The organism is Streptomyces diastatochromogenes (genome assembly GCF_002242805.1).
Taxonomy (GTDB): Bacteria; Actinomycetota; Actinomycetes; order Streptomycetales; family Streptomycetaceae; genus Streptomyces; species Streptomyces diastatochromogenes.
The window spans coordinates 65,325-91,131 of sequence record NZ_MCGQ01000030.1 but is presented as its reverse complement, the minus strand read 5'-3'; the positions used below and the strand labels follow the sequence as shown (position 1 = coordinate 91,131).

Sequence of the window (25,807 nt, the reverse complement as noted above, 5' to 3'; positions counted from 1 at the left end):
AGCCAACCCCGTCTTCACCGGCGTCCGACAATGATTTAGCGTGGCGCTCAATGATCGAGTTCCGCTTCGCCGTCGGCGACCTCGCCACCACCTCCTTCGCCTACTCCCCGCTCCAGGAGGCGGTGTTCTCGCTGCGCTGCCTGCACGACCCGGCCCGCTACCCGCATCACCGGCCGTGGCTGCGCCGCATCCGCCCACGCCTGGAGACCCTCGACCGCGAACTGCTCACCGCACTCATCGCCCCCTGGCTGTGGGTGCCCGACTTCCTCACCCCGCGCCCCGCCCGCGCCCGCCCCACGTTCGCCGAGGAACTCGACGAGGTCCGCCGCACCCCGCCGGACGTCGTCACCGCCGACTTCCACGCCACGTACCGCACCGACGACGCGCTCCCACCGGTCGTCGCGCGGGGCCTGGCCGACCCCGCGGCCTTTCTCGCCCGGCTCACCGACGCCGTCGACGCCTACTGGCACACCTGCCTCAACGACGGCTGGTGGCCGCGCGTGCAGAGCATCCTGGAGGCCGATCTCGCCCACCAGGCACGGGTGTTGGCGGAGCAAGGGGCGGCGGCACTCTTCGTCGGCCTCGACTCGCGACTCGTGTGGACCGGCGAACAGCTGCGGCTGACCCGCACACGCGACACGGCCCCCTGGCCGCCGGCCGACATCCGCATCGCCGGGCGCGGCCTGGTGCTGATGCCGACGGTCTTCGCCCGTGGCGCCCAGACGGTGATCGACCCGTCGCGCCCGCCGGTGCTCATCTATCCGGCCCGCGGCCGCGCCACCCTCTCGGAGGCACCACCACCGGTCACCGACCGCGCCCTGATACGGCTCCTCGGACACCCCCGCGCCCGCCTGCTGAGCCTCCTCGCCGAACCTGCCTCCACGACCGAACTGGCCCATCGCCTCGACGTCACTCCCGGCGCGGTCAGCCAGCACCTGGCCGTCCTCTACGACGCGGGCCTGCTCAGCCGCACCCGCAGCGGCCGTACGGTGCGGTACGCGCGCACGGCGCTGGGGAACGAGCTGTGCCGTTGAGCCTCAGTCGGCGACAGTCCTCGACGGGCACCCGGTCGTACGCCCTACTTCGGTGCCTGGAAGCCGCCGATCTTCTGCTCGAGCAGTTCGGCCAGCCGCAGCGGGGTGCGGTCCTCGAACATCGGACCGATGAGCTGCACCCCCACCGGCAGACCCTCGGGGGACCGGCCCGCTGGTACGGCGGTGGCGGGCAGGCCGGGCATGGTGGCCAGACCGGCCCAGACGAGCTGGTCCAAGTACGGATACTCGACGCCGTCGATCTCGATCCGGCGTTCCCTCGGATCGGGGTTGTGGTCGTGCGGGAACGCGGGAGTGGGCGTGATGGGACACACCACGGCGTCGAACTCGGCGAAGAGCTGCCGCCAGCCGTGGCGGTGGAGCTCGCGACGGCTGTTCGCCTCGATCCAGTCGCGGTGGCTGAACACCATGCCGCGCAGCCGTGCCGCATCGAGACTCTGGTCGTCCGCGCTCAGTCCGGCGGCGAGGGTCCGCAGCTGCTCGTACGCTTCGACGGGAAAACGTACGGTCACGCTCGAAACCAGCAACTGCGTGTAGAGCACCGCGGCTTCGGTCAGATCGGGCAGCAGCGGACTGTGCCGTTCGACGTGGGCGCCGCCGTCGGCAAGCGCGTCGGCCACCCGGTTCACGCCCGCCCGCACGGCGGACCCGGTCGGAATGAGCGGATGCTCGTCGAGGACCAGGACCCGGAAGTCGCAGAGGCGCTCGTGGCGCGGGGGCAGCAGCGTCAAGTCGTGCGCCACACCGAACGTCAGCGGGTCCGGTCCGGCCATGACGTCGAGCAGGAGCGTGAGGTCGCGGGCCGTGCGCGCCATCGGACCGGCGACGGCGAGGTCGGGGTCGGTCGGCAGTGCGGGCACGGCCGGCGGGACCATACCGCGGGTCGGCACCAGCCCGAGTGTCGGCTTGTGTGCGTAGACACCGCAGAAGTGTGCGGGGGTACGCAACGAGCCGCCGATGTCGGAGCCGATGGACAGCGCGCCGAATCCGGACGCCAGGGCCACCGCTGATCCGCCGGAGGATCCGCCCGGCGTGCGATCGTGATCCCACGGATTGTTGGTGGTGCCGTAGATCTCGTTGAAGCTCTGGATATCTTGCAGCCCCAAGGGCACATTGGTCTTACCCAGCACTACCGCGCCCGCGGCCTTGAGCCGCGACACCTGTACCGCGTCCTCGGCCGGCACATAGTCCCGGTGTTGCGGCATGCCCCAGGTCGTGGGCAGCCCAGCCATGTTGTACGACTCTTTGACCGTCACCGGAATGCCGAGCAGCGGCCGGTCCTCACCGCGGGCACGCGCCTGGTCGGCACCGCGCGCGGCGGCCCGTGCACGGTCGAAGTCCGGCACACAGATCGCGTTGATCGCCTTGTCGTCCCGCTCGATACGGGCGATCGCCTGGTCGGTCAGTTCCGCCGAGGTCACTTCACCGGCACGCAAGGCAGCCGCGAGTTCTTCGGCCGTCTGAAAATTCCAGTCCATGAATCCGACCGTACCGGCCGCTGGAACAGGCCACGAAATGCCGCTTCGCGCAACGGGATTGGTATCCGCACCGCTGCCCATGACCCGGATCACACCCGTTGGCGCGGCTCAACTACCGGTCTCGATCACGGGTGTTCGCCGCAACGCAGCGGCCGCCCACCGAGTTGCACCGCGCATGCCCCGACGGTCAGCAGCCCGCCGGCGAGAAAGGCGCCCCGTACGTCGGCCAGCGGCAGGATCAGTCCCCCGAGGGCGGCACCCGCCGCGATACCGGCGTTGTAGGAACCGGAGTTCGCCGCGAGCGCAATGTCCGTACGGCCCGGTGCGCACTGCAGCATCGCGTTCTGGGTGGTCATGAACACCGGCCCGAGCGCACCGCCCATCAGCGTCAGGAACACCACCGCCGCCACGGGATCGCTGCCGGCCGCGTACAGACCCAGCATGCCCACGGCCTGAGTGGCTACGGCAACGGTCAGCGCGGACTGCGGAAAGCGGTCCAGCAACGCCCCGGTGATGCTCACCCCGGCCAGACACGCGACGCCGAAGGCCACGAACAGGGCGGTCACCGTGCTCGGGGAGAACCCGCTCACGTCGCCGAGGAACGTGACGATGTAGGTGTACCCCGCGAACGCCCCGGTGGCGGACAGGGTTCCGGTCGCCAGCACCGTCCGGAACCGCCGGACGTCGGGCCTGCTTCCGTAGGCCGCGGGCTCTTCTTCCGGACGCGAGGTCGGCAGCAGAACGGCGATGGTCACCAGAGAGCCGAGCCCCAGAGCCGCGAGTATGGCGATGGGGACCCGCCAACTGTTCTGCTGGCCCAGCCAGGTCCCGGCAGGAACACCGAGCACGAGGGCGAGCGAACCGGCGACGGACAGCGCCCCGACCACACGTCCGCGGACTTCGGGCGTGAACAGGCCCACCGCGACCGGCCCCATCACCGCCCAGAACAGCGCCTGGGCGAGCGCGGTCAGCAGCCGCGCCACGAGGAGCAGCCAGTAGGAGGTCGCCAGCGACGCGACCAGACTGGACACGACGAGCCCGGCCAGCAGTCCCGTGAGCACATGGCGTCGGGGCACGGCCCGCACGACGTGGGCGAGCGGCACCGAAGCTACGGCCACCATGACGCCGTAGCCAGTGACCAGCAGACCGACCGCTGACAGGGACACCCGCAGGCTCTCGGAGATGAGCTCCAGAAGGCCGACCGGCAGGTTCTCCGCGGTGTTGAAGGTGAAGGCGGCCAGCATCAGAGCCCCGAGCACCGCCGGGCCGTGCCAGGGCGCCGGCTGCCCCGTGATCGCACGGCCCCTTCCTGCCCTCGCCCGCTGCGCCTGCCCCGTGGCACCGTCCATGGAAGTACCTCACCGGCCTCATCGGTCCCGCCGCAACCGAATTCATCTGCCAGATGGGGGTGAGGTCAAAGGCTCAGGCATGGCCTTCGGGACCACCCCGTCGTCCCGGGGTCGAAAGCACTTGCCCAGGCGCGGGGCGGTCTCGGCGCGGGCGCCCGCCGGCCCGGGCGCTTGACCGCCTGGCCGACGATCACCGTCTCCGCCGTGCTCCCGGTGGACGGCGAGGTGTGGGTCGTGGACGTGATCGACGGGGCCGTGCAGTTCTGCACGGTCGACTGCTGCAGGCGCCGGCGGACGGCGCCGTGGCTCCCTGGCGCCGATCAGCGGAATGCGTCGCCGCTCCCGACGCCCGGCCTGACCCCGCTCAGCGGAAGGCGTCCATGCGCTGGGTGCCGATGACCGACAGCAGCCGTAGCGCTTCCTCGGACGGTGAGCCGGGGGCGGCGGTGTAGATCACCACCTGCTGGTCCCGGTCGGTGATGTGGAGGACGTCGCAGTTGACGGTCACCGGGCCGACCATCGGGTGCTGGAAGGTCTTGCACAGGGTCGGCTCGGCGGACACGTCATGGGAGGCCCACAGCCGGGCGAACTCCTCGCTGCCGGTGAGCAGTTCACCGATCAGGCCGGTCAGCTCGGGGTCGTCGGGGTAGCGGGCGGCGGCAGCGCGCAGACGCTGGGCCGAGACACGGGCGAACTCGTCCGCGTCGGACACCCCGTACAGCCGCTGCCCATCGGGGCCCGGCCCTAGGAAGGCCCGGCGCACCAGGTTGCGTTCGCGCCGTGGCAGGGCGGAGAAGTCCTCCGTGAGGGCTGCCGCCAGATCGTTCCAGGCGAGCACCTCGAACGTCGCCGACGTCACGATCGCGGCGGCCTGCGGCAGCCGGTGCAGCAGGTCCAGGATGCTCTGCCGCACCTCGCGCGGCGGCCCGGGCGGTGGGCCCGGCGGTGCGCCGGCGAGGTGGTGGAGGTGGTCGCGTTCCGCGTCCGACAGACGCAGCGCCCGGGCCAGCCCGCCCAGCACCTCGCGCGAGGGACGCGGGCCGCGCGCCTGCTCGAGCCGTGTGTAGTACTCGGTCGAGATGAACGCGAGCTGCGCCACCTCCTCACGGCGCAGCCCAGGGGTGCGGCGGCGCGGCCCGGTGGGCAGCCCCGCCTCGGCGGGGGTGATCCGCTCGCGCCTGCTGCGCAGGAAGGCCGCCAGTTCTCGTCTGTCCACGCCCTCAGTGTGCGCGGGGGCAGGGGAGCCGATCCAGGTACAGCCGGTGCCTGGATCGGCCTCCCCGGACCGGCGCAGGCTCGCTGCCATGAACAACACATCCACCGACTCCACCTCGGGCCTGCTGGCAGGCAAGGTCGCCTTCATCACCGGTGCCGGGCGCGGCATCGGTGCCGCGGCAGCCCGCTTGTTCGCCCGGGAGGGCGCCGAGGTACTGCTCGCGGCCCGGACCGAGGAACAGCTCAAGGCGGTGACCGAGGAGGTCAGGGCGGCGGGCGGCACCGCCGACTACGTGGTGTGCGATCTGGCCGACGCGGCCGGTGTGCGCGCAGCCGTGGACCGCGCCGTCGACCTGTACGGCCGCCTCGACATCGCCTTCAACAACGGTGCGACCATCCAGCGGCCCGGCCCCATGGACCAGCTCCCGGAGGCCGAATTCGACCATGTCTGCACCGTGAACCTCAAGAGCGTCTGGGTGGCCATGGTCGCCGAGGTCGCCGCCATCCGGGCCACTGCCGGGAGCGGGGCCATCGTCAACAACTCGTCCGTCGGCAGCCTGAGAGGAAACCCCGAACTGCCCGTCTACGGCGCGACGAAGCGGGCCGTCAACAGCCTCACCGAGTCGGCCGCCGTCACCTACGGCCCGGAGGGCATCCGCGTCAACGCGATCGCCCCCGGCGGCACGCTGACCGAAATGATCCGTACCTGGGAAGCGGAATCGCCCGGAGTCCTCGACCGGATCAAGGCACAGACCCCGCTGCGCCGCACCGCCGACCCCGACGAGATCGCCGAGGCCGCCGCCTGGCTCCTCAGCGACCGCTCCTCCTTCGTGACCGGCACGGTCCTTCGAGTCGACGGCGGGGCGCGGGCCTGAGCGCCGGCCTGAGTCCGGGCCTGAGCGCGGGCCCGAGTCAAGAACCGGAACCGCCGAGTCCGTGCCGTGTGTGATCTCCCCCATTGCGACCGCCGGTCCGATGCGGCCACCCTCTCGTCGAACGAATCTCCGAAGAACTGTTATCGGGGGCTCGCCGAGCTGTCTCCCAGATATCGGACAGCACCGTTCGGCATCGAGGACAGGGAAGCGATTGATGAGTACTGAGCACACGGTGGAGTCGGCGGCACTGGTGACCGCTGCCCGGGCGGGTGACGCGGCGGCCCAGGACGCCCTGGTCAGCGCGTACCTCCCGCTGGTCTACAACATCGTGGGACGTGCTTTGAACGGCTCGGTCGATGTCGACGACGTGGTGCAGGAGACCATGCTCCGCGCCCTGGACGCGCTGGGTGGTCTGCGTACTCCCGAGAGCTTCCGCTCCTGGCTCGTGGCGATCGCGATGAACCAGGTGCGGGCGCACTGGCAGGACCGGCAGGTCGCTACGGGCGCCGTCGAGGAGGCCGAGGAACTCGCCGATCCGGGTGCGGACTTCGTGGATCTGACGATGGTGCAACTGCAGCTGTCCGGCCAGCGCCAGGAGACGGCGCGTGCCACCCGCTGGCTGGAGCCGGACGACCGGGGACTGCTGTCACTGTGGTGGCTGGAGTGCGCCGGTGAGCTGACCCGCGGCGAGGTGGCGGCGGCCCTGGAGCTGTCGCCCCAGCACACCGCGGTCCGCGTACAGCGGATGAAGGCTCAGCTGGAGGCGGCCCGCGTGGTGGTACGGGCGCTGGACGCACAACCGTTGTGCGCGGAACTGCAGGGCGTGCTGGCCTCCTGGGACGGCCGGCCCTCGACGCTGTGGCGCAAGCGCATAGCCCGGCACGCCCGCGGCTGTGCGCGCTGCTCCGGCCTGTGGAGCGGGTTGATGCCCGCGGAGGGACTGCTGGCCGGCCTGGCACTGGTCGCGGTGTCGACCGCGCTGCTGGCGAAGATGGGACCCGCCTCGGGCGGGATGGCCATGGCCGGCTCGGCGTCCCGGCTGGACGCGTCCGCGGGCCACACCGGTACGGGCCCGGCGTCCGGCCGGCGCGCCGCACGCGGCCGGTCGGCTTCCCGGGGCGAGGCCCGTCGGCGTCGGCGCATCCGGCGCCGGGCCGTCGGCGGTGCCGTCGTGGCGGCCTGCGTCGCGGGCGGCGGCCTCTGGTACTTCGGGACGGACGCCGGGTCGGGGAACGAAGGGGCGACCGCCGCGCGGACCGCCGGCGATCCCGTGGTGGACCTCTCCGCACCCCGCGTCGTCGAGACCTCGCAGTCGCCCTCGGCCTCTCCGACGCCGTCCCCGTCGGCCTCGAAGAAGGCGAAGAGTGCCAAGAAGACGCCCCACCCGGCGAAGAAGTCCGCGTCCGCTCCCGTGCGGTCCGCTCGGCCCCCGCAGAGCGCGCCGAGCACACCGCGGGCCCAGTCGACCCCCTCGGACACCGTGACGCAGGTGGTCGCGCTGGTGAACAAGGAGCGCGCGGCCGCCGGCTGCGGACCGCTCACCGAGGATCCTCAACTGGAGAAGGCCGCGCAGGGCCACTCCGACGACATGGCCGCCCGTAACTTCTTCGACCACACCAACCCGGACGGCGCCGACCCCGGGCAGCGCATCACCGCCGCGGGCTACCGCTGGTCCACGTACGGGGAGAACATCGCCCAGGGCCAGCAGACCCCGCAGGCCGTGATGGACTCCTGGATGAACAGCCCCGGCCACCGGGCCAACATCCTCAACTGCTCGTTCAAGGACATCGGCGTGGGCGTCCACAAGGGTTCGGGCGGCCCCTGGTGGACCCAGGACTTCGGCGCCAAGCTCTGACCGCCGGAGGCAACTGGCATCCGTTCAGGAGCCGTTGAGGTCGTGGCACCGCGGGTACGCTGAGCGGGCCCTGCCCTCCTCCACGAACGGGACCCGACCTCATGGAACTCGTCTTCTCCGGCCGTGTGATCGAGTGGCGTGGGCCGTCGCCCTTCTACTTCGTCGCCGTGCCGGACGAGGAGTCCGCCGACATCCGCGAGGTGGCCACGGCGGCCTCGTACGGCTGGGGCGTGATTCCCGTCGAGGCCCGGATCGGCGAGACCACCTTCACGACGTCGCTCTTCCCGAAGGACGGCTCCTACCTGCTGCCGCTCAAGAACGCCGTGCGCAAGCCGCAGGGTCTCGCCGAGGGCGACGACGTGACGGTGGAGATGGCCGTGCGTCTCTAGCGCCGGATGCCGGGTTCCCGGGCGGCCGGCCTTCGCCGACCCTGATCTGCGGGTGTTCCGCACACGCTGATAGTTGTCTTGACAACAGTTGCCTAGGCAATCACGATGGATGTGTGACTACGACACACGGACTGCACGACCACCTCGGCTACTGGCTGCGGCGGCTCTCGGACGAGGTCCACGCCCGCTTCGAAGCCGAGATCGGCAGGCATGGCGTCACCGTCTCCCAGTGGGGGGTGATGGCGAGCGTGTTCCACGGTCACACCACCACCAAGGCGGTGGCACAGCACATGGCCATCGACCCCGGAGCCGTCTCCCGGCTCGTGGACCGCCTCGTCGCCAAGGGCCTGATCCGGCGCGAACCCGACCCGGCCTCCCGGCGCACCGTGCTGCTCGTCCTCACCGAAGAGGGCCGCGCGCTGGTCCCGGTGCTGGCCGGCCTCGCCGACCGGAACGACGCCTACTTCTTCGGCTCGCTCCAGTCCCCGCAGCGAGACCAGTTGGAGAGCTGGATCCGCCGCCTCGTGGGAGAACCCCACCCCGCGCCCTCGCATCACACCCCTGAGGAGTCGTCATGATCGCGCGCTCTCGCACCAAGACCGTCAGCATCGACCGCCCCGTCGCCGAGGTCTTCGATTTCCTGGCCGACCCGGCGAACTGGCCGAAGTGGGCCGTTGTCAACATCAAGTCGATCGAGCCCACCGAGGACCCCGAATGGTGGGCCATGTCCACCCCGGTGGGCCCGGCCCGGCTCCGCCTGCGCGCCGACGCCGAGTTCGGCATCCTGGACCACGACTACCTGGACGACACCGCGTCCTGGCGTGTCCCCGCCCGCGTCGTCGCCAACGGCGACGGAGCCGAATTCATGATCACCTTTTATCAGCCGCCGGGCTTCAGCGACCAGTTCTTCGACGAGCAGATCGCCCTGGTCGACACGGAACTGTCCACCCTCAAGTCACTCCTGGAAACCCAGGAGTGACCACGTTCGAGCGGCTGGTGACCATCGACGCTCACCAATAATGTCGTCGGCCCGCGAATGCGTGGCCCATGGAGCCCATGATCCACAGGACCGCGCCGATCACCACGAGAATGATGCCGATGGTCCACAGGATCGAAATGCCGAAGACGAATCCGAGGATGAGCAGGATGATTCCGAGGACAAGCATGATGTGCCTCCTGCTGATACCGGAAGTTTCCTCTCTGCGAGTGCCCCGAAACAGCGGACAATCCCATGCGCGGTTCCGAAATCTTCGAGCCGCTGAAATGGCGCCGTAACGGAAGGGGCCGACCAGGAACCTTCAGCCGCGGCTCGCAGACCGCGGAACGAGTCGCAGCGCGTGCAGGGCGGAGCCGAGGTCGGCGAGGGCGGCGGGGTCGGCGAGTGAACGGCCCGTCAGTTTCTCTATCCGCCGGAGCCGGTAGCGCACCGTGTTCGGGTGGATGAAGAGCTGGTTCGCCGTCTCGGCGGCGACACCCCCGGCCGTGAACCAGTGCCCGAGCGTCTGCAGGAGCCGCGCCCGCTCGGGCGCCGGCAGCTCCAGCACCGGCCCCAGGACGACCTCGACCAGGCGTGCCGCCTCGGCAGGCGCGGCGGCGACCAGCATGGCGAGCGGACTGTCGTCGAAGCGGGCCACCCCCGGTCCGTCGCCCGGCAGCCCGGCCAGCGCCAGCCGGGCGAAGCGCAGCGCCTGCGGTGTGTCGCGCAGCGAGTCGAACCGGGGGCTCACCCCCACCCGTGCCTGACGGTGCCGCAGCGCCCGACGGGTCAGCGCCTCGGCGTCGGGATGGGCCAGCGAGAGCAGCCCGATCTGCTCGCCGGGCAGCAGCCGCCAGGCGGACAGCACACCGGTCTGCCGCAGGTCCGCCTCGATACCCGGCAGCGACTCCCCGCCCGGATCCGGCACGGAGGCGGCCACGACCGCGTACGGTCCCCGCTCCGGCAGACCGAGCTGCCGCGCCGTCTCCCACAGGGTCGTCCGGTCCGCGAGCGCGCCCGTGAACAGCGCCTCGACCAGCGCCGAGCGGCGCGCCTCGCGCTGGAGCGCCAGCTCGGCGCTGGCCTCCCGGTAGGCCGCCGCGACAGCCTCCGCGTAACGACCGAACTGCGCCCAGATCTCCGACGAACCCGCCACCAGGTGGGCGTCCGTGACCCCCGGATGCCGCTGGGCCTCGTCGACCATCTGCGCCCACAGGTACTCGAACCCGATCCGGTAGGCGTGCAGTGTGTCCGCGAGGGGCACGCCCTGCTCGGCCCGGAGACGACCGGTCTGGTCCGCGGGCCGCACATCGGGTTCCGCGTCGAGCGCGAAACGCCCGAGCAACTGGTCCGCGTTGGCGGTGCAGGACTCCCGCAGCGACGCGAAGGGGATCAGCGACTCGTCGGCGTAGGACTCGACCTCCGCGCGGATGCGCCGCGCCATCCGCTCGCCCAGTTCCGGCAGCCGCCCCTGCAGGGCCGCACTCACGTCCGAGAGACTCATACGTGCAGCGTACGGCGTGCTTTTTGTCTCCCGGAACAATCCCTGGCAGTGTGAGCTGTCCGCGCGGCCATGGACGCCCCCGGGCACGGAGGCGACCATGCCGTGAGCGCAGGCGGGGGAGCCCGGCGAGCGCAGCGAGCATGCATGCGAGGAGGCATCATGGCCAATCTGGCGGAATTCCTGGCGGAGACGGCGGGCCGGCACCCCGAGAACGCCGCCCTGCGGCTGGGGACGGCGACCACCACCTACGCCGAGCTGGACCGGCTGAGCGCCCAGGCCGCCGCCCTGCTGCGCACCGAGGGCCTGCGGGCCGGCGACCGGGTCGCGCTGATGCTGCCGAACACGCCCGAGTTCGTCGTCCTGTACTACGGCATCCTGCGCGCCGGCGGCATCGTGGTGCCGATGAACCCGCTGCTCAAGGCGCGGGAGACCGAGTACCACCTGCGCGACTCCGGCGCCGTGCTGCTCTTCGAGTGGCACCAGGCACCCGGTGAGGGCGCCCAGGGCGCGGACGCGGCCGGAGTACGGCACATCGCGGTCGAACCCGCCGCCTTCGCCGCCGACCTGGCGCGGCTGGAGCCGCAGTACGAGATCGCCACCGTCGCCGGCGACGACGTCGCCGTACTGCTCTACACCTCCGGCACCACCGGCCGCCCCAAGGGCGCCTCGCTGACCCACGCGGGACTTCGCCACAACACCGAGGTCAGCGTCGTCCACGTGATGCAGATGACCTCCGAGGACGTCATCGTCGGCTGTCTGCCGTTGTTCCACATCTTCGGGCAGATCTGCACGATGAGTGTCGCGGTGTACAGCGGTGCGGCGCTCGTCCTCGTGCCCCGGTTCGATCCGCAGACCGTGCTCGACGCCATCGCCCGCGAGCGCGCGACCGTCTTCGCGGGCGTGCCCACCATGTACGCGGCGCTGCTCCAGCATCCGGGTGCCGACGAGACCGGCGTCCTCACCCTGCGCATGTGCGTCTCGGGCGGCGCGTCCCTGCCGGTGGAGATCCTGCACGGCTTCGAGCGGCGCTTCGGCTGCATGGTGCTGGAAGGCTTCGGCATGTCCGAGACCAGCCCGGTCGTCTCCTTCAACCACTCCGACCGCCCGCGCAAGCCCGGATCCATCGGGACCCCGATCCGGGACGTCGAGGTGCGGCTGCTCGACGACACCGGCCGGGACGTGACCCTGGGAGAGGTCGGCGAACTCGCGGTGCGCGGACCGAACGTGATGAAGGGTTACTGGAACCGCCCGGAGGAGACCGCCGCCACCATTCCCGACGGCTGGCTGCGCACCGGCGACCTGGCCCGGCAGGACGAGGACGGCTACCTGTACATCGTCGACCGCAAGAAGGACCTCATCATCCGCGGCGGCTACAACGTCTACCCGCGCGAGATCGAGGAGGTCCTGCACGAGCACCCCGCCGTCGCCCTCGCGGCCGTCGTCGGCGTGCCCGACGAGAGGCTCGGCGAGGAGATCGCGGCAGCGGTCGTCCTGCGCCCTGGAGCCGAGGCGAGCCCCGCGGAACTCCAGGAGTACGTGCGGGACCGGGTGGCGGCCTACAAGTATCCGCGCCACGTGTGGCTGGTGGACGCGCTGCCCATGGGCCCGAGCGGCAAGATCCTCAAGCGGGAGATCTCGGCTCCCGTGCACTGAGCCTGCTCCCGTCCACCGACCCGGTGACGGGGAGGGGGGTGGTTCCTGGGCGCGGCGGTTGCGAAGATGGGCGCATGACCATGTCCCAGGGCGCCCGCCGGCCCACCATCGCCGATGTGGCCCAGGCGGCGGGGGTCTCGCGGACGACGGTCTCCCACGCCCTCAACGGCATCGGCAAGGTCGATCCGCGGACCCGCGAGCGCATCAAGGGGGTCGCCGCCGAACTGGGTTACCGCCCCAACCTCCGGGCCCAGCGGCTGCGGCGGGGCCAGGCCAGGGCGATCGCGCTGGTCTCCTCGATGCCGTTCGCGGTGGCCGGCGGCCCCTCCCGGCTCGGCTTCTACATGGAGGTGGCCGCCGCCGCGGCCGAACGGGCCCTCGTCCACGAGTACGCGCTCGTGCTGATCCCGCCCGTGCAGTCCGGGTCCGCGCTGTACTCCGTCGACATCGACGGGGCGATCGTCGTCGAGCCCGAGGCGGACGACCCGGCCGTGGCCCAGCTGCGGGAGCGCGGGCTGCCCTATGTGGCGCTGGGCCGGCCCACCGCCCCCGACGACGACGCCCCGTACGTGGACCTGCACGGCGGCCGCGTGGCCGAACTCCTCCTGGACCACCTGCGCGCCCAGGGGGCCCGACGCCCGGCGCTCATCGTGGGCGAGAGCACCCGCCACTCCTCACTCGACGCCCGCGCCGCCTACGAACGCGCGGCGCTCGCGCACGGCTGGACACCGCTCGTCGCCACCGCGCCGGAGGCCGACGGTGAGCAGGCCGGGTACGACCGCTGCGCCGCGCTCCTCGCGGAGCACCCCGGCATCGACGCACTGTGCGTGCTCGTCGACGCCTTCGCCGTAGGGGCGGTACGGGCGCTGCGGGACGCGGGCAGGCGCATCCCCGACGACGTGCTGGTCGTCACCCGCTACGACGGCCTGCGCGCCCGCACCTGCGAACCACCCCTCACCGCGGTCGACCTACGCCTGGACCGGGCCGCCACGGCCGCGGTGGAACTGCTGCTCGCACGGCTGAGTGGCCAGACACCCGCCGACGACGAGACGCCGACGCCCGGACGCGGGGTGCCCGCCCCGGAGCCCGGCCTCGTCCTCCGCACCTCGTCCTTGCGTCAGCCGCCGACGGCCACGGAAGAGGGCACGGTCACGGGTCAGCGGACTCCTGCGGGTTGAATCCGTTCGCTACTGCCTGACGTTGCGTCAGGCGCCCGCCATCAGGCCCCCCGACACCAGGGTGAAGACGAGGTCTCGTCCCTGCGTCAGCCGCAGACGGGGACGAAGGGGGGCACGGTCACGGACCAGTTGACGCCTGCTGGTTGAATCCGCCCCCTCCCTCCCGAGCACAGTCACGGGTCAGCACACACCTACGAGCTGAATCCGCCCCCTCCCGCCTGGCGTCGCGTCAGGCCCCCGCCATCAAAACCACCCCCGACACCAGGGCGAAGACGAGGACGAAGCCGCGCATTCTCTTCGCGTCGACGCGTCGGTGCGCCAGGCGGCTCAGCCATGCCCCCGCCGCCAGAGCGGGCAGTAGCAATGCCGCCCGGCCCACGTCCGCCGGATGACCCCGCCCGGTGGCGAACAGCAGGGCGAGCGAGGCGATTTCGCCGGCCAGGAAGCAGACGGCGACCGTGGCGCGCAGCTCACCGGGCGGCCGGTGCTGGTAGACGAGGGCGAGCGGCGGGCCGCCCACGCCGGTCGCCGTCTCGGTCAGCCCCGTGAGGACTCCCGCGCCCAGATAGGCACCGCGCCCTGGCGTGAAGGCGGGCACGAAGAGGCTCACCAGCGCGGCGAGCACCGTCGACGCACCGACCACGGCCCCGAGATCGCCCTCGGGGATCACCCACAGGAGGGCCAGCCCCGCCGGCGTCGCCGCCAGCCGCGCCGCCGTGATCCACCCGGCACCGCGCAGGTCGAGGCTGTGCCGCTCCCGCCAGGCGACGTACAGATTGAGCGGGATCATCGCGGTGAGGACGAACCCGGGCAGCAGCCCCGGATCGAGCAGCCCCGCGACCGGAGCGACGATCAGCGCGAACCCGAGCCCGCTGGTCCCCTGCACGAACGCGGCCGCTGCCACGGCCAGCGCCAGCACCGTCAGCGCACCGCCGCTCATCGCCCACCGTCCCGGCCCTGCGGCCACACCGCCGCCGACGTCGGATGGGTCCGCGTGATCCGGGCGCGCCGCACCACCTGCGGGGCCAGCTCCGCAGCCCGCCGGACCAGCCCGGGCCCGTCCCAGTCCAACGGCCAGCCCCGCCACAACCGCAGCCGCCCGGCGACGAACACGGCGGTGATCTGGTCCCGGTTGCCGCGTCTGACCAGCTCCCACGGCCGGTCCCAGGACGGCTGCATCTCCGGCCCGGTGACGTCCACCAGCAGGAAGTCGGCGGCGGCGCCGACCGTCACCCGTCCGGTGAGCCGACCGAGACCGGCCGCGTCCGCGCCGCCCGCGGTGGCCCGGTCCAGCCAGGTCCAGCCCGCGCCGCAGGAGGAGTCCCCGCTGGCCAGGCCGTAGCCGAGCCGCTGCGCGAACTCCGCCGCGTCCGCGAGCCGGAAGCCGTCGCCCCGGGTCCCGTCCGTGCCCAGCCCGAACCGGATGCCGCGCTCGGCGAACGTCGTGGCCGGGGCGACCGCGTTGCCCTTCCAGGCACTGGCGACCGGGTTGTAGCTCACCGCGGCCCCGCTGTCGGCGAGCAGGGTGACCTCGGACGGGGTGAGCAGCGTCGCGTGCGCGGCCAGCAACTGCGGGCCCAGCGCGCCCGCGTGGTGCAGATACTCCAGGGGTCGTAGCCCCTGCCGTACCAGGGAGCGTTCGACGGCGACGAGGTGTTCGTTCACATGGATCTGCACGACGCGGCCCGCCTCGGCTGCGAGCCGCGCGGTGGCCGCCAGGGTGCCGGTGGTCGCGGCCTCCGGCACGGAGACGGCGAGCGAGGGGTGGACGAGGTCGTCGCTGCCGTAGCGCGCCAGATGCTTCTCGGCGGCGCTGAGGACGGTATGCGGGTCGGTGTCCTCGTCGGTGCCGTCCGAGGCGTCGTTGCAGACGAGTCCGAGCACGCAGCGGATGCCCGCATCGCGCGTCGCCGAGGCCACCACGTCCACGTCGACCGCGGCCCGGGTGCCCGCCTCGGCGACCGTCGTGAACCCACCCCGCAGCGACTCCAACGCGGCCAGTTTCGCGGCGACATACGCCGATTCCTCGTCGAGCGCGCCCTCCAGCGGCACCCACACCCGGCGGAAGATCTCCGACGGCTCCCCGAAGGCGAGCGCACCGCCGAAACCCTGCGTCAGATGGTGGTGGGCGTCGACGAATCCCGGCATCAGCACGTGCCCGGGCAGTCGGACGGGGGTCAGCGACGGGTACGTGCGGACGATCCGCTCGGTGGGTCCGACATCGAGGAACGTGCCGTCCCGCACCACCACCGCGTGCAGGTCCCTGGGACCTTCGGGTGTCAGCGTCGCGTCGGGGACCAGCAGCAGCGCCTCATGCCGGAGCTGGTCGGGGGACAGGTCGGTCATGGTTCTCCGTACTTCGGGCGGGCAGACGGGGCGGCCGGTCATGCGTGGGCGGCCGGGGAGGGCACCTCGGCAGGCAGCGCGCCGGCGTCCGAGGTGCGGCGCCCCAGGTGGTGGAAGAGGACGTTGAGGACGGCGGCGACGAGCGCGCCCACGGCCACCCCGCTCTCCAGCAGGATCCGTACGCCGGACGGGAAGCCGGCGTACACCCCGGGAACCAGGATCGGCAGCAACCCGAGCGCGAGCGCGACCGCGCAGGTCACCATCGACGTGTGGTCCTGCAGCCGGGCCCGGTGCAGCATCTGCACGCCCAGCACGGTGATCACCGCGAAGACGACCATCGCGGCGCCTCCGACCACGGCCGAGGGCATCACACTGATCGCCCGCGCGACGGGCGTGAGGAAGCCGAGCAGGACCAGTACGACGCCCGCGGCCGCGGTCACATACCGGCTGCGTACACCGGTGACCCGCACGATGCCGATGTTCTCGCCGCTGGTGACCATCAGCGGCAGCCCGAGGAATCCGCCGAGCAACGACGTCAGGGCATCCCCGCGCACCGTCCGCGGCACGTCGGACCGGATGTCGATGTCCTTGCCCACCGCCTCCGCGTTGATGACGGTCTGTCCGGTCGCCTCCGCCATCGACGCCACGCTGTACAGCATCAGCGGCAGCGCGGCGAGGACGTCGAAGACGGGCGCACCGTAGGGCAACGGCCTCGGCACGCTGACCAGTTGGCCCGCCAGCAGTGCGCCCGGATGGACCTGGCCGACCGCGAAGGCCAGGCCCGTGCCCCCGACCAGGCCCAGCAGGACGGCGAGTTGCCGCAGGACCCCGCGCAGCAGCCGGGTGAAGGCGACGATCAGGCCGATCGTGGCGAAGGCCAGCCCGAGGCGGGCCGGATCCCCGAAGCCGGGTGTGCCGGGCTGGCCGGTGACCAGCAGCGCCCCGACCCGCACCAGGTTCACGCCGACGATCACGATCATCGTGCCGATGACCAGCGGCGGGAAGAACTTCAGCAGCCGTGAGAACAGCGGGAGCACCAGGAAGGTGAAGGCCGCGGTGAGGATGACCGCGCCGGTGGCCGTGCGCAGTCCGTGCTGTTGCGCGATGGCCATGAACAGGATCAGCGGCGCACCGCCGGGCAGCATCACGAACGGCAGTCGCGGCCCGAACTTCCAGGGCCCGAGGGACTGCACGAGTGAGCCGATCCCCGACAGCAGCAGTGCCGCCGAGAGCAGGTCGACGGTGAGCTGCGGGCTCAGCCGGAGGGTGGCGCTCATCAGGAAGATCGCGGAGATCGGCGTCGCCGCCATGACGAGGACGTGCTGGACGCCGAAGAGGAGGATCCGTCCGAGGGGGCGGGACTCGTCGACGGGGTGTACGGGACTGGACACGCGCGGGCTCCGTTCGGCTCGCTCGGCTCAGGCCTCGACGATCCGGCCGTGGACGGCGGCCAAATCGATTTGGCCACATCGATTTGGCCGCCAGTATGGCGGTACGGAACACGGGTTGGTCAAGAGGTCGGCCGGAGTCGTCTGTTGCGACTCCGGCCGGTCGGGCGGTCGGTCAGAGCGGGGCGGGCTCTGTCCGTGCGGCTGTGGCGTGGTTGTCGTCTCCCGGGTGCGCGGGGCGCCCGAACAGCAGCGTCGCGGCGCCCAGTCCGAGCCCGGCCCCGAGCAGTTGGGCCGCGACGAACGGGACGACGGAGGCGGGGGCGATCCCGGCGGCCGTGTCGGTGACGACGCGGCCGATCGTCAGCGCGGGGTTGGCGAAGGAGGTCGAGGACGTGAACCAGTACGCGGACCCGATGTAGGCGGCCACCGCGGCCGGTACCAGCCGGGCACGGCCGGTGCGCTGCAGGCCGAGGACGAGCAGGATCAGCCCGGCGGTGGCGACGACCTCGCCCAACCACAGGTGTCCGGCGGACCGCTCGTGGGTGGAGAGCTTCACCAGGGGCCGGGCGAACATGGCGTCGGCCAGGACCGCGCCGCCGATCGCCCCGGCCACCTGCGCCGGTATGTACGCGGCCACCTCCCGCAGGGTCGGTCCGGTGCTCCGACGGCGGTCGGCGTACCAGGCGGACAGGGTGACGGCAGGGTTGAGGTGCCCGCCGGACACCGGCCCCAGCAGCGTGATGAGCACGCCCAGGCCGAACACGGCGGCGAGCGAACAGGCCAGCAACCGCACACCGGAGTCCTGCGACAGTTGGGTGGCCTGGATCCCGGAACCGACGGCCACGACCACGAGCAGCCCGGTCCCGACCGCCTCGGCGGCGACGCGGCGGGCGAGGGAACCGGTCATGCGATGTACGGCGCTTGATGCGTCTGATGCGTCATGACAGGCAGTCTGGGTGTGCCCCCGAGCGCGAGGACAGTGGAGGAAAACCCCATCCTGCCCGGGATCTCTCGTCGGTTGCGCGGTGCTCGACGCAACGGTCGCGCCGCACGGTGCTCGACGGCACGGTCACGCCTCAGCGATGGTGATGCAGCCGGTCGAGCAGAACGTAGGCGCGTTTCTCCGCGGCCGCGAGTTCGGCGGGGTCGATCCCGGCCGGCCACAGCTCACCGGCGGCGGCGTCATCGGCGTCGCGCAGTTCCACGACCGCCACCGCCAGACGCACCTGGACGAGCGAGGGCGGCGGCTCGCCGGCACGGCCCAGTGACCGTTCGGCCCGGTCGGCGGCCGCCACGCACGCGTCCAGCGCACGCTCCACCCGTACCGCGGCCCGGTCGTGCACCACCAGCAGAGCGCACAGCAGCCCCGTGCCGATCCCCACCACGCTGCCGACCACCCGGTCGAGGACCAGTTCGCCGGTAGGTGCGGGCGCCGCCAGGTCGCTCAGCAGCAGCGCCATCGGGGTCAGGAAGACGACCCCCAGGCCGTAGTTGCGGACCACCACGAACTCCAGCAGGAACTCCAGGGCAGCGATGACCAGAGCGAGTGCCATGGGCTCCGGGTGCGCGGCCAGCACGCCGAGCGCGATCAGCAGCCCGAGGAGCGTGCCCAGGGTGCGCTGCACGGCACGCTGGGCCGTCGTACGCAGATTGACCGAATGCAGCACGGCGGCGGCCGAGATCGCCGCCCAGTAGCCGTGCTCCAGGTGCAGGAGGACGGCCAGCCCGCCCGCCACGCCGGTGCCCAGGGCCATCCGCAGCGCGGGCACGGCCAGGACGGCCAGGTGGTCGGGGCCGCCCGGCCGCCCGACCAGCAACTCCGTGGCACGCAGCGCGGCGGCGTCGTCCCGCGCCGCGGCCGACCCCGCCGCGCATCCGGCCCCACCGTCCCGGGCCTGCGGCAACGGCGACGCCGTAGGGAGGAACGGCAGCTCACGCAGCACGGCGGGGGTCCGGCGGCGCCGGTCGGCGAGGAGGGCGGCCTGCCGGCGCAGCTGCACGGCCGTCGCGGCCGGGTCACCGGGCGCACCCCGCGCGGAGCCGACCAGCAGGGTCCAGGACAGGTCGGTCAGACGCAGGAAGACCGCGTCGGGGCCGGGCCCTCTGCTCCGAGTCCGAGCCGGCGGCGGAGAGCCGAGGCACTGGTACGCGTGCAGGACGGCGACGGTGGCGCCGTGCCGGGTCTGCCGCGGTACGTCCCCCGCCGCGGACGCCTCCAGCACCTCGGCGAGCCGACGCAGGGCCATGGCCACCGCCAGGCGCTGCGGCCGCTCGGGATGCACGAACCGGCCGGAGACCGCCAACAGCCACGCGAACGCCGCCCCGGCCGCCGCCAGCGCCGTGTGGGGGAGCACTTCGGCCCACGTGGCGGAGGCGTTGGCCGCCACCGCGAACGAGAACAGGAGCAGCACCGCGCCGAGCCCGCCGAGCCGGGTGGCATCGCAGACGTACTTCGCCACGCCCGCGACCACGGCCGTCGCCGCTGCCACCACGGCGGCACCGGCCGCCGACTCCCCGGGGCGGGCCCACACCGCGAGCGCAGACCCACAGCCCACGCACGCCGTCATGGCCACGGCCACCACCGCGAGCACCCGGGCGCGACGGGCATAGGGCAGATTGCGGCCGAACGTGGTGGTGAAGGATCCGAGCATGGCGTAGACCGCCAGATCGGGCCGTCCCGCAGCCACGATCGGTACGGCGACCAGCCCCATGGCCAGGGCGGCCCGCACGGCGAACAGCAGCGCTCCGTCCGCGTCGTGCAGGGTCAGCGCACCGCGCGGGGAGAGAGCCCGCCCCGCGCCGGCGACCGAGCTGCGCCAGCCGTGCCCAGGCACGGGAGGGGAGAATCGACGCAAACCCGGCATGCTCGGTGTATACCCCGTGCTCCGGCCGGGTGCGCGGTCAGCGGGCGGCCGCATGCCGCTGCCCGGGACGGCGCGCTCCGGCGGGCCGGCCGGCGGCGACGGAACTACCCTGGTGGCGCATGAGCACCTGGTTGCCGCTGGACGCCGTGCCCCGCCTGGCCGGCGCGGTGCTCCTCGGCGCCGCGGTCGGCGTGGCCGTCGGACTGTCGTCCCGGGAGCTGCTGGGTGCGCTGGCCGGGATCGCCGTGACCCAACTCGCCTTCGTGGTGGCCGGCTGGGCGGTGCTGTGGCCCATGGACGCCGCGGCGACCCATCGCAACGCCCGACGCGAGGACTTCCGGCCCGTCGGGGAGGAACTCGTGGTCGTGGCCGTCGCCTCGTGCGGACTGGTCGCGATCGTGCTGCTGCTCCTGCTCGGCGCCTCCGACACCGGCCATGTCGGTGCCGCGATGGCGCTGTTCGGGGTGTTCATGGCCTGGGCCGCACTGCACCTGATGTACGCCACCCGCTACGCCTACGTCTACTACGCCGCCGGAGGCGGGATCGACTTCAACTCCGACCAGCAGCCCGCGTACCGCGACTTCTTCTACTTCAGCTACAACCTCGGCATGACCTACCAGGTGTCGGACACCTCCGTCTCGAGTACGACCGTCCGCGCGATCGTGCTGCGGCACACACTCCTGTCGTACGTCTTCGGCACCAGCATTCTCGCCACCGCCATCAACCTCGTCGCGGGCCTCGTCACCGGCTGACGTCCTCGCGCGGTTCCGCGCCGTACGCAGCAGGATGAGAACAGGAACCATCGAAATCAGGGACCATCGAAATCCGGGACCAGCGCAGAAGGGGGCCGGTTCGTGCCCGAGTCACAGGCCGTGGTCGTCGAACCGGCCAGAGCCACCGTCTTCCTCGTGGTCACGGTCGATCCGGGTGGCGAGGGGGCGGTCCGCGACCTGCTGGAGGACGTCTCGGGTCTGCGCCGCTCGGTCGCCTTCCGCGCACCCGACGACCGGCTCACCTGCGTCGTCGGCATCGGATCGGAGGCCTGGGACCGGCTCTTCGGGGGACCGCGCCCACGGGAGCTGCACCCGTTCGCGGAACTGAACGGCCCCCGCCACCATGCCCCGGCGACCCCGGGAGACCTCCTCTTCCATGTGCGCGCCCGCCGCATGGACCTGTGTTTCGAACTGGCCCGGCTGGTCATGGAGCGGCTGCGCGGCGCGGTCACGGTGGTGGACGAGATCCATGCCTTCAAGTACTTCGACGAACGCGACCTGCTCGGGTTCGTGGACGGCAGTGAGAACCCCGAAGGGCAGGTCGCGGCCGACGCGGTGTCCATCGGCGACGAGGACCCCGACTTCACCGGGGGCAGCTATGTGATCGTGCAGAAGTACCTGCACGACATGACGGCGTGGAACGTCTTGTCCCCGGACCGGCAGGAGAAGGTCATCGGCCGGACGAAGCTCGACAACGTCGAACTTCCCGACGACATCAAGCCCGCCGACTCCCACGTGGCGCTCAACACCATCACCGACGAGAACGGCGACGAGCGCAGGATCGTGCGCGAGAACATGCCGTTCGGCAGCCTCGCGGAGGGCGCGTTCGGCACGTACTTCATCGGCTACGCGCGTACTCCGGACGTGACCGAGCAGATGCTGAGGCACATGTTCCTCGGCGACGGCCGAGCCGCGCACGACCGCATCCTGGACTACTCGACGGCGATGACGGGGTGCCTGTTCCACGTACCGACCGTCACCTTTCTGGACGACCTGCCCGCCGCTCCCGGCTGAGTCCGAACCCGGCTTCTGATCAGCCCTGTCCGCCGGGTGCCCCGCCGAGGGACACCACCATCGCGGTCAGCCGTCCCTCGGGTGCGCGGTAGCTCACCGAGTCGCCGGCCCGGTGGCCGAGCAGCGCGTGCCCCAGCGGACTGTCGGCCGTGATCAGCGTGGGGTCCAGGACTTCCGCCGTCGCGCCGATCTGGAACGTGTCCTCGGTGCCGTCCTGGAAGCGCACGGTGACCGTGCTGCCGACACCCACCACATCCGTGGAGGGCCGGCCCGCTTCGGCCGCCTGCCGCAGTCGCGTGGTGATCTGCGAGATACGGGCGTCCAGGCGATCCAGCGCGTCGACGCGCTGCAACTCGTCGGCCTCGTCGGCGCGGTCGCCGGTCGTGTCACCGTCGCGCAGAGTCGCCGCGACCGATGCGCGTTCGGCGCGGACTTCTGCGAGTTCCTTCTCGAGCGCCTGACGGGCAACCTCGCTGATCGGCTCGGGTTCGCTGGTCATGCGTGCTCCTCAGGTGTGGGGGAGAGGAAAGAACAGGTGTGGGGGTAACGAAAGAAATGGCTGAAAGCATGATCTTTCGGTCATGTTAGTCGAGGTGCTGCATATCACCCCTCGGCATAGCCTGAGGAAGAGCGACGACGCCCGAGGAAGAGCGACGACCACCGGCCTCCGTGTGCCGAAGGAGTGAGAGCCGTGGCCATCTCCGAGCACGACCAGAAGCACCGGGAGCCCCGGGTCGGTCCTGTCCCCAAGGAGGAGCCGGAGTTCCACCCGTACCACCACCCGGCCGCAGGCTGGGGCGCCGCGAAGAGTGTGAGCCAGGTGCTGATGCGCGAGGGCGCCCTGGTGGACGGGCCCCGGGCGATCATGCGGATGAACCACGAGGGCGACGGGTTCGACTGCCCGGGATGCGCCTGGCCCGACGACACCAAAGGGCTCCACCTGGACATCTGCGAGAACGGCATCAAGCACGTCACCTGGGAGATGACCGGCAAGCGGGTCGGCCGCGACTTCTTCGCCGCGCACTCGGTCACGGAGCTGTTCGGCTGGAGCGACTTCGACCTGGAGGACCAGGGACGGCTGACCGAGCCGATGGTCTACGACCCCGACTCGGACCACTACGTCCCGATCCGCTGGCACGACGCCTTCGAGCTGGTCGGCCGCACCCTGCGCGAACTGGACGACCCGAACCAGGCGTCGTTCTACACCTCCGGCCGCCTCGGCAACGAGGCCACCTTCCTCTACCAGCTGATGGCCCGCGAACTGGGCACGAACAACCTGCCCGACTGCTCCAACATGTGCCACGAGGCCAGCGGTCGCGCCCTGGAGGCGTCCCTGGGCACCGGCAAGGGGACCGTCGACCTCAAGGACTGGGAGACCACCGACGCCCTGTTCATCATGGGCGTCAACGCGGCCTCCAACGCGCCCAGGATGCTCACCGCCCTCGCCGAGGCCTACCGCCGCGGCGCCCAGATCGTGCACGTCAACCCGCTGGTCGAAGCGGCCGCCACGCGCACCATCGTGCCGCACGACTTCACGGACATGGCCCTCCTCAAGACGACCCGGACCAGCACCCTGAACCTGCAGCCGCGCATCGGCGGCGACATGGCGCTGCTGCGCGGCATGGCCAAGGCGGTCCTGGAGCAGGCGAGGACCGATCCCAAGGCCGTCGACCAGGAGTTCGTCGACCGTCACACGGCCTACTTCGACGAGTACCGGGACCTGTGCGAGGGGACCCCCTGGGCGGAGATCGAGCACCAGTCAGGTCTCAGCCGCGACGACATCCTCAAGGCCGCGCGCGTGTACCGCGACGCCGACCGCTCCATCTTCAGCTGGTGCCTCGGTATCAGCCAGCACGAGCACGGCGTCGACACCGTCCGGGAGATCGTCAACCTCCTTCTGCTGCGCGGCAATCTGGGCCGCGAGGGCGCCGGTCCCTCACCGGTGCGCGGGCACAGCAACGTCCAGGGCAACCGGACCTGCGGCATCGACCACCGGCCCGCCGAGGAGTTCCTGGACCGCCTCGCCGAGATCTGCGGGATCGACCCGCCCCGCGAGCACGGCCTGGACACCGTCGGCACGATCCAGGCCATGCACAGCGGCGACGTGAAGGTGTTCGTCGGCATGGGCGGCAACTTCGCCCTCGCCGCGCCCGACACCCCGTACACCTACGAGGCGCTGCGCTCCTGCGACCTCACGGTCCACGTGAGCACCAAGCTGAACCGCAGCCACCTGGTCCACGGCCGGCAGGCCCTCATCCTGCCGTGTCTGGGCCGGACCGAGAAGGACCACCAGAAGGGCGGCGTTCAGGCCACGTCGGTCGAGGACTCGATGAGCATGGTCCACCTGTCGGTCGGCATGAAGCGCCCCGCCTCCAAGCACCTGCTGTCCGAGCCCGCCGTCATCGCCGGCATCGCCCGCGCCGCACTCCCGGACAGCGACACCCCCTGGGAGTGGTACATCGAGGACTACGACCGTATCCGCGACACCATGGCCCAGGTGCTCGACGGATTCGAGGACTGCAACCGCCGGGTGCGCCTGCCGCTCGGCTTCCGCATCAAGCAGCCCGCCCGCGAACTGGTCTTCCTCACCCCCACAGGACGCGCCGAGTTCTCCGCAGCCCCGCTGCCCGACGTCGTCCCCGCCCCGGGCACCCTGGCCCTCGGCACCATGCGCTCCCACGACCAGTGGAACACGACCATCTACTCCGACAACGACCGCTACCGGGGCGTCAAGAACCTGCGCACGCTCGTCTTCATGAACGAGGACGACATGCGGGAACGCGGCATCTCCGAGTTCGACCCGGTCGACATCACCAGCACCGCCAAGGACGGCAGCCACCGTCACCTCAACGGATTCCTCGCCATCCCCTACGACATCCCCCGCGGCTGCGCCGCCGGCTACATGCCGGAGATGAACGTGCTGTGCGCGCTCGGCGACTACAGCACGCAGAGCGACCAGCCCCTGATGAAGCACGTCAAGGTCACGATCGAACCCGCCGCTTGAGGGGGCGGTGCCTTCAGGGACCCACCGGCTCCGTCCCGGGGCTCACCGGCTCCTTCCGGGCCTCACCGGCTTGGCTTCTGGGACGCCACGATCGTGTTCATGGTCTGCTCCGCCCCGGCCAGCCGTTGCACCCGCTCCGCGAATCCCGGGAACTGCGACGCGATCTTGGTGAGGAACCTCAACTCGACCGGGGCCACGTTGATTTCGGCGACATCACGCTCGATCGCCCGGGTCACGCCCTTGACGACCTGCTCCGGCGCGACGGTCCGCACCCCGCCGGGCGTCGGCGAGCCCGTGTTCGCGAACATCCCCAGCTCGCGTACGAAGCCCGGCTGGACGATCGAGACACCGACGCCCGTGCCGTGCAGGTCCTGGCGGAAGGCGAGCGAGAAGCCGCGCAGCCCGAACTTCGTCGCGTTGTACATCGACGACGACTTGGTGGCCGCCATTCCCGACAGCGACCCGACGAAGCAGATGTGCCCGCGCCCGGCGGTGACCATGGCGGGAGCGAGCAGCCGCGCGAGCATCGCGGGCGCGCGCAGGTTCACCGCGAGCGCCCGGTCGATCTGCTCCGGCGTGTAGTCGAGCACGTCACCGCTGGAGGGCAGGGCGGCGTTGGCGATGAGGATGTCGGTCCCGGCGGCCTCCTCCGCGAGGCGGAGCACGTCATCGGCGTCGCCGAGATCGGCCAGGATCGTTCGCGCTCCGTAGCGGTCGGCGAGCGGCTCCAGCGCCTCGCGCCGCCGGCCGGTGAGTATGAGATCCGCGCCGCGAGCGGATATCTCGGCGGCGAGCGCCCCACCGATGCCGCCCGTGACCCCGGTCAGCAGAACAGTTGCCCCGGCAATGTGCACGACTATCCTCCCGTACTGTTCGTTCGAACGAACAGTA

Annotated in this window: 23 protein-coding genes; 11 read left to right on the top strand and 12 right to left on the bottom strand. The window is 71.6% G+C overall.

Annotated elements, in window-relative coordinates:
* Nucleotides 1-50: 50 nt before the first annotated feature.
* The gene (locus tag BEK98_RS31455; protein WP_208643288.1) at nucleotides 51-1,034 is read left to right on the top strand and encodes an ArsR/SmtB family transcription factor; all 984 of its coding nucleotides are present in this window, start codon (nucleotides 51-53) and stop codon (nucleotides 1,032-1,034) included.
* A 44-nt stretch (nucleotides 1,035-1,078) separates the two neighbouring features.
* Here BEK98_RS31455 and BEK98_RS31450 read toward each other — a convergent pair whose 3' ends face one another.
* The 3 genes from BEK98_RS31450 to BEK98_RS31440 all read right to left on the bottom strand — a co-directional run bounded on the left by BEK98_RS31450 (nucleotide 1,079) and on the right by BEK98_RS31440 (nucleotide 5,095).
* Nucleotides 1,079-2,530 (bottom strand): amidase, encoded by a 1,452-nt coding sequence (locus BEK98_RS31450; RefSeq protein ID WP_094220111.1) that lies wholly within the window; start codon nucleotides 2,528-2,530, stop codon nucleotides 1,079-1,081.
* Nucleotides 2,531-2,655: 125 nt separating this feature from the next.
* On the bottom strand, nucleotides 2,656-3,774 hold the full coding sequence (locus BEK98_RS31445; protein ID WP_208643290.1) for an MFS transporter: 1,119 nt from the start codon (nucleotides 3,772-3,774) through the stop codon (nucleotides 2,656-2,658).
* 469 nt (nucleotides 3,775-4,243) lie between these two features.
* Nucleotides 4,244-5,095 carry a helix-turn-helix transcriptional regulator gene (locus tag BEK98_RS31440; RefSeq protein WP_094220110.1) on the bottom strand — a complete coding sequence of 284 codons (852 nt, stop codon included), beginning with the start codon at nucleotides 5,093-5,095 and terminating at the stop codon, nucleotides 4,244-4,246.
* Nucleotides 5,096-5,183: 88 nt separating this feature from the next.
* On the opposite strand from BEK98_RS31440, the gene BEK98_RS31435 reads away from it, so the two are divergent.
* From BEK98_RS31435 to BEK98_RS31415, 5 genes are all read left to right on the top strand, one after another.
* Nucleotides 5,184-5,969 (top strand): SDR family NAD(P)-dependent oxidoreductase, encoded by a 786-nt coding sequence (locus BEK98_RS31435; RefSeq protein ID WP_094220109.1) that lies wholly within the window; start codon nucleotides 5,184-5,186, stop codon nucleotides 5,967-5,969.
* 214 nt (nucleotides 5,970-6,183) lie between these two features.
* Nucleotides 6,184-7,824 carry a sigma-70 family RNA polymerase sigma factor gene (locus tag BEK98_RS31430; RefSeq protein WP_094220108.1) on the top strand — a complete coding sequence of 547 codons (1,641 nt, stop codon included), beginning with the start codon at nucleotides 6,184-6,186 and terminating at the stop codon, nucleotides 7,822-7,824.
* Nucleotides 7,825-7,925: 101 nt separating this feature from the next.
* Nucleotides 7,926-8,213, top strand: coding sequence for a DUF1905 domain-containing protein (locus tag BEK98_RS31425; protein WP_094220107.1), 288 nt, complete (start codon nucleotides 7,926-7,928; stop codon nucleotides 8,211-8,213).
* A gap of 113 nt (nucleotides 8,214-8,326) precedes the next feature.
* Nucleotides 8,327-8,791, top strand: a complete 465-nt coding sequence (locus tag BEK98_RS31420; protein ID WP_094220106.1) for a MarR family winged helix-turn-helix transcriptional regulator — start codon at nucleotides 8,327-8,329, stop codon at nucleotides 8,789-8,791.
* Nucleotides 8,788-9,192 (top strand): SRPBCC family protein, encoded by a 405-nt coding sequence (locus tag BEK98_RS31415; RefSeq protein ID WP_094220105.1) that lies wholly within the window; start codon nucleotides 8,788-8,790, stop codon nucleotides 9,190-9,192. Before BEK98_RS31420 ends, BEK98_RS31415 begins: the two co-directional genes overlap by 4 nt.
* 31 nt (nucleotides 9,193-9,223) lie before the next feature.
* Here the strand turns inward: BEK98_RS31415 and BEK98_RS49140 are convergent, their stop codons facing one another.
* Together BEK98_RS49140 and BEK98_RS31405 are read right to left on the bottom strand one after the other, a co-directional pair.
* A complete protein-coding gene (locus tag BEK98_RS49140) occupies nucleotides 9,224-9,379 on the bottom strand; it encodes a DUF6131 family protein (RefSeq protein ID WP_094220104.1) in 156 nt (51 codons plus the stop codon).
* A 132-nt stretch (nucleotides 9,380-9,511) separates the two neighbouring features.
* Entirely contained in the window at nucleotides 9,512-10,693 is a 1,182-nt protein-coding gene (locus BEK98_RS31405) for a PucR family transcriptional regulator (RefSeq protein WP_244202080.1), read from the bottom strand.
* A gap of 159 nt (nucleotides 10,694-10,852) precedes the next feature.
* Between BEK98_RS31405 and BEK98_RS31400 the strand changes: the two genes are divergently transcribed.
* On the top strand, nucleotides 10,853-12,346 hold the full coding sequence (locus BEK98_RS31400; protein ID WP_094220103.1) for a long-chain-fatty-acid--CoA ligase: 1,494 nt from the start codon (nucleotides 10,853-10,855) through the stop codon (nucleotides 12,344-12,346).
* 74 nt (nucleotides 12,347-12,420) lie between these two features.
* Nucleotides 12,421-13,524: a LacI family DNA-binding transcriptional regulator gene (locus tag BEK98_RS31395; RefSeq protein WP_094220102.1), complete on the top strand. Its 1,104-nt coding sequence runs from the start codon at nucleotides 12,421-12,423 to the stop codon at nucleotides 13,522-13,524.
* A 229-nt stretch (nucleotides 13,525-13,753) separates the two neighbouring features.
* Here BEK98_RS31395 and BEK98_RS31390 read toward each other — a convergent pair whose 3' ends face one another.
* From BEK98_RS31390 to BEK98_RS31370, 5 genes are all read right to left on the bottom strand, one after another.
* Nucleotides 13,754-14,464: a sulfite exporter TauE/SafE family protein gene (locus BEK98_RS31390; protein ID WP_094220101.1), complete on the bottom strand. Its 711-nt coding sequence runs from the start codon at nucleotides 14,462-14,464 to the stop codon at nucleotides 13,754-13,756.
* Nucleotides 14,461-15,870 carry an amidohydrolase family protein gene (locus tag BEK98_RS31385; protein ID WP_094220100.1) on the bottom strand — a complete coding sequence of 470 codons (1,410 nt, stop codon included), beginning with the start codon at nucleotides 15,868-15,870 and terminating at the stop codon, nucleotides 14,461-14,463. The genes BEK98_RS31390 and BEK98_RS31385 overlap by 4 nt, the downstream gene beginning before the upstream one ends.
* A gap of 38 nt (nucleotides 15,871-15,908) precedes the next feature.
* A complete protein-coding gene (locus tag BEK98_RS31380; RefSeq protein ID WP_167444298.1) occupies nucleotides 15,909-17,261 on the bottom strand; it encodes a uracil-xanthine permease family protein in 1,353 nt (450 codons plus the stop codon).
* A gap of 172 nt (nucleotides 17,262-17,433) precedes the next feature.
* Nucleotides 17,434-18,168 (bottom strand): aquaporin, encoded by a 735-nt coding sequence (locus BEK98_RS31375; RefSeq protein WP_094220099.1) that lies wholly within the window; start codon nucleotides 18,166-18,168, stop codon nucleotides 17,434-17,436.
* A gap of 169 nt (nucleotides 18,169-18,337) precedes the next feature.
* Entirely contained in the window at nucleotides 18,338-20,125 is a 1,788-nt protein-coding gene (locus BEK98_RS31370; RefSeq protein WP_094220098.1) for an FUSC family protein, read from the bottom strand.
* 119 nt (nucleotides 20,126-20,244) lie between these two features.
* Between BEK98_RS31370 and BEK98_RS31365 the strand changes: the two genes are divergently transcribed.
* Nucleotides 20,245-20,877 carry a DUF1345 domain-containing protein gene (locus BEK98_RS31365; RefSeq protein ID WP_094220097.1) on the top strand — a complete coding sequence of 211 codons (633 nt, stop codon included), beginning with the start codon at nucleotides 20,245-20,247 and terminating at the stop codon, nucleotides 20,875-20,877.
* A 102-nt stretch (nucleotides 20,878-20,979) separates the two neighbouring features.
* Nucleotides 20,980-21,912 (top strand): Dyp-type peroxidase, encoded by a 933-nt coding sequence (locus BEK98_RS31360; RefSeq protein WP_094220096.1) that lies wholly within the window; start codon nucleotides 20,980-20,982, stop codon nucleotides 21,910-21,912.
* 19 nt (nucleotides 21,913-21,931) lie between these two features.
* Here BEK98_RS31360 and BEK98_RS31355 read toward each other — a convergent pair whose 3' ends face one another.
* The gene (locus tag BEK98_RS31355) at nucleotides 21,932-22,411 is read right to left on the bottom strand and encodes a GreA/GreB family elongation factor (RefSeq protein ID WP_094220095.1); all 480 of its coding nucleotides are present in this window, start codon (nucleotides 22,409-22,411) and stop codon (nucleotides 21,932-21,934) included.
* Nucleotides 22,412-22,603: 192 nt separating this feature from the next.
* Here BEK98_RS31355 and BEK98_RS31350 point away from each other — a divergent pair, with 192 nt between their 5' ends.
* On the top strand, nucleotides 22,604-24,916 hold the full coding sequence (locus tag BEK98_RS31350; protein ID WP_244202079.1) for an FdhF/YdeP family oxidoreductase: 2,313 nt from the start codon (nucleotides 22,604-22,606) through the stop codon (nucleotides 24,914-24,916).
* A gap of 62 nt (nucleotides 24,917-24,978) precedes the next feature.
* On the opposite strand, the gene BEK98_RS31345 is transcribed toward BEK98_RS31350, so the two are convergent.
* Nucleotides 24,979-25,770 carry an SDR family NAD(P)-dependent oxidoreductase gene (locus tag BEK98_RS31345; RefSeq protein ID WP_094220094.1) on the bottom strand — a complete coding sequence of 264 codons (792 nt, stop codon included), beginning with the start codon at nucleotides 25,768-25,770 and terminating at the stop codon, nucleotides 24,979-24,981.
* Nucleotides 25,771-25,807 lie beyond the last annotated feature (37 nt).